The organism is Microcoleus sp. ARI1-B5, assembly GCF_036705795.1.
In the GTDB taxonomy this organism is placed as follows: domain Bacteria; phylum Cyanobacteriota; class Cyanobacteriia; order Cyanobacteriales; family Microcoleaceae; genus Microcoleus.
In genome coordinates, this window is the sequence record NZ_JAUBVK010000070.1 from 1 (window position 1) to 3,966 (window position 3,966).

The 3,966-nt window shown below is 49.3% G+C and carries 1 protein-coding gene and 1 pseudogene; both read left to right on the forward strand.

Annotated elements, in window-relative coordinates:
• Window positions 1-304: pseudogene (locus QUB63_RS34830) on the forward strand (chemotaxis protein CheB); the annotation flags it as partial.
• A 254-nt stretch (window positions 305-558) separates the two neighbouring features.
• Window positions 559-3,966, forward strand: a 3,408-nt coding sequence (locus QUB63_RS34835; protein ID WP_332949951.1) for an FG-GAP-like repeat-containing protein, incomplete at its 3' end; no start/stop codon positions are given.

Below are 3,966 nucleotides of genomic sequence, written 5' to 3' on the forward strand. Positions count from 1 at the left end.
TGATTACTTATTTGGAGAAATGGGTGCCGACACTTTGACAGGCGGATTGGGTTTTGATGTGTTTGCGATCGCGATCGGTACTGGCTCAACCAGCTTAGCGGCCGCCGATGCTATTACTGATTTTACCCCTAATCAAGACAAAATCGATTTAATTAGCCCCCTCGCTTTTAGCCAGTTAAATATCTCTCAAGGAAGCGGCGCTTTTGTTAGCGATACTATAATTCAGTATCAGGTAACAGGAGAATATTTAGCTGTCTTGAAGGGAGTGACTGCTAGCAGTATAGTTCAGGGGATTATAATATAGAAAACTTGACAACAAAAATGACTGCCCTGAAAGATTTAATCCAACAAGAGTTAGAACGGCTCGATCTATAACAATTACAACAAGTATTTGAATTTATTGCCTTCCTCAAACAGACGAGGTGAAATTTGGATTGCCAATTCTTTGTAGGCGATCGCAAGTTTGAACTGTAACAGGAGTTAGGCACTTTAACGGTAGTGAGTGTATAAGTAAATTTAAGTGAGACATATAAAGTTTAAAAAGTAAAGAGGTTGCAAATGATACAGCAAAAACTTGTTTCAAATCTAGTTTTTATTGACCCAACTGTTGAAGATTACCAGAGTTTAATTAGCGGCGTTTGTCCAAATGCTGAAGTAATTATCCTAGATGAAAGGCGGGATGGCATTGAGCAAATTACCGAAAGGCTAGCAATTGAACAAAATATAGAAGCAATACATATTATCTCTCACGGCAGTCCAGGTGCAGTACATCTCGGTACAAATACACTCAATAGCAGCAATATAGAAAGTTTCGGCCCTCAACTCAAACAGTGGCGCAAAGCATTAATTCCCGATGCCGATATTCTCCTTTATGGATGCAACGTAGCAGCCGGGCACGCAGGTCATGAATTCCTCACTCAACTGTATCAGCTCACAGGCGCCAACATCGCCGCCAACCCCCACCCTACAGGCAACAGCAAACGAGGAGGCACTTGGGACATCCCCCAACTTATCCCCCCATCCCCCCAAAAGCCAAAACTAATTCTCACAGAAACCACCCTCAAAACCTACAGCGGTTTACTAGGCTTCGCCCCCCAAGTCACCTTCCCTACTGGCATTAACCCTTTGTCCGTCAGCATTAGCGACTTCAACGGCGACGGCAAACCAGACCTAGCAACGGCGAACTTTGACACCAACACCGCCTCCATCCTGCTCAACACCACCGCCACCGGAGGTACCACCCCCACTTTCGCTCCCCAAGTTCCCTTCGCCACTGGCGCTGGCCCCTTCAGCGTCAGCATCGGCGACTTCAACAGTGACGGTCAACCTGACTTAGCAACGGCGAACGCGAGCAGCAACAACGTTTCAGTCCTGCTCAACACCACAACCACCGGAGCCGCCACTCCCACTTTCGCCCCCCAAGTTCCCTTCCCAACTGGCACTCAGTCCGCCTCCGTCAGCATCGGCGATATCAACAGCGATGGTTTACCTGACTTAGCTGTGGCGAACAGCGGCAGCGCCAACGTCTCTATCCTACTCAACACCACCGCCACCTTCGCTACCACCCCCACCTTCGCCACCCAAGTTTCCTTCCCAACTGGCGCTGGCCCCTACGGTGTCAGCATCGGCGACCTCAACAGCGATGGTTTACCTGACTTAGCTGTGGCGAACATCAACAGCAACAGCGTCTCCATCCTGCTCAATACCACTGCCACCGGAGCCACCACCCCCACTTTCGCCACCCAAGTTACCTTCGCAACTGGCGCTGGCCCCTACGTTGTCAGCATCGGCGACCTCAACAGCGATGGTTTACCTGACTTAGCTGTGGGGAACACCAGCAGCAACAACGTCTCCATCCTGCTCAATACCACAGCCACCGGAGCCACCACCCCCACTTTCGCCACCCAAGTTACCTTCGCAACTGGCGCTGGCCCCTACGGCATCAGCATCGGCGACATCAACAGCGACGGAAAACCTGACTTAGCAACGGCGAACAACTTCAGCTACAACGTCTCCATCCTGCTCAATACCACTACCACCGGAGCCGCCACTCCCACTTTCGCCCCCCAAGTTCTCTTCCCAATTGGCCGTTTCTCCCGCTCCGTCAGCATCGGCGACTTCAACAGCGACGGAAAACCTGACTTAGCTGTGGGGAACCCGGGCGAGAACAACGCCGGCATCCTGCTCAACACCACCCCCAAAGTTACTGCTGTCACCGCCACCACCGCTAACGGCAGCTACAAAGCAGGTGATACCATCGCCATCACCGTCACCTTCGATGCTGCTGTCAACGTAGATACCACAGGTGGCACACCCCAACTGCAACTAGAAACAGGCACAACTGACCGCTTTGCCATCTATGCCAGTGGTAGCGGCGGTACTGTACTCACCTTCAACTATGTAGTGCAACCAGGAGACACCTCCGGTGACTTAGAATACCTCGCCACCACCGCCCTCACCCTCAACGGCGGCACAATTAAAGAAACTATTGGTACAGCCTTTGACGCTTTCTTAGCCCTCCCCGCTACCGCCACAGCCAACTCTCTCGGCGGTAGTAAAGCCATAGTTATTGATACCCTTGCACCCACCCTCACCAGCGTCACCTCTACCACCACCGACGGCAGTTACGGCACAACTGGCAACATTAACGTTACCGTCAACTTCAGCGAAGCCGTCACCTTAGCAGGCGGTAATATGAGTGTCGCCTTAGACACAGGTGGCGCTGTTACTATTGCACCTTTTACGGGTACATCTGCTGTCGGCACTTATACTCCAGCAGCCGGACAAAATAGCCTCGACCTTAATTCAAATACTATAACTTTAGCGACTGGTGCAACCTTAAAAGATACTGCTGGAAATGATGCAACCTTAACTATTCCTGCGGGACAATCTTTAGCCGATAGCAGAGCCATAATTGTAGACACCATTGTACCCACAGTTGCCTTAACATCCGCACCAGCAACAACAGTCAACGCACCATTTAGCGTCAAAGCTACATTCAGCGAAAATGTCACCGGGTTTGATAATACTGATATTACCCTCACCAATGCGACTGTCGGAAACTTTGTCCGACTTGATGCCAAAAACTACACCTTTGATGTCACACCGAATGCTGAGGGTAATGTCACCGTTGATGTACTTGCGGCTAAAGCTACGGATACTGCGGGTAATAACAATACGGCGGCAACTCAACTGGTTCGTACTGCTGATTTTACCGCACCAACAGTTGCCTTAACATCCGCCTCACCCACAACAATAAATGCACCATTTTTAGTCAAAGCAACATTCAGCGAAAATGTCACTGGGTTTGATAATACTGATATTACCGTCGCCAATGCGACTGTCGCTAACTTTGTCCGACTTGATGCCAAAAACTACACCTTTGATGTCACACCGAATGCTGAGGGGAATGTCACCGTTGATGTACTTGCTGCTAAAGCCACAGATACTGCGGGTAATAACAATACCGCAGCAACTCAACTGGTTCGTACTGCTGATTTTACACCGCCAACAGTTGCCTTAACATCCGCCTCACCCACAACAATAAATGCACCATTTTTAGTCAAAGCAACATTCAGCGAAAATGTCACTGGGTTTGATAATACTGATATTACCGTCGCCAATGCGACTGTCGCTAACTTTGTCCGACTTGATGCCAAAAACTACACCTTTGATGTCACACCGAATGCTGAGGGGAATGTCACCGTTGATGTACTTGCTGCTAAAGCCACAGATACTGCGGGTAATAACAATACCGCAGCAACTCAACTGGTTCGTACTGCTGATTTTACACCGCCAACAGTTGCCTTAACATCCGCATCACCCACAACAATAAATGCACCATTTTTAGTCAAAGCAACTTTCAGTGAAAATGTGACAGGATTTAGTTCGAGTGGCATTAATCTTACTAACGGTACGGTTAGCGGCTTTACAGGTAGCGGCACGACTTATAATTTTACAGTCACA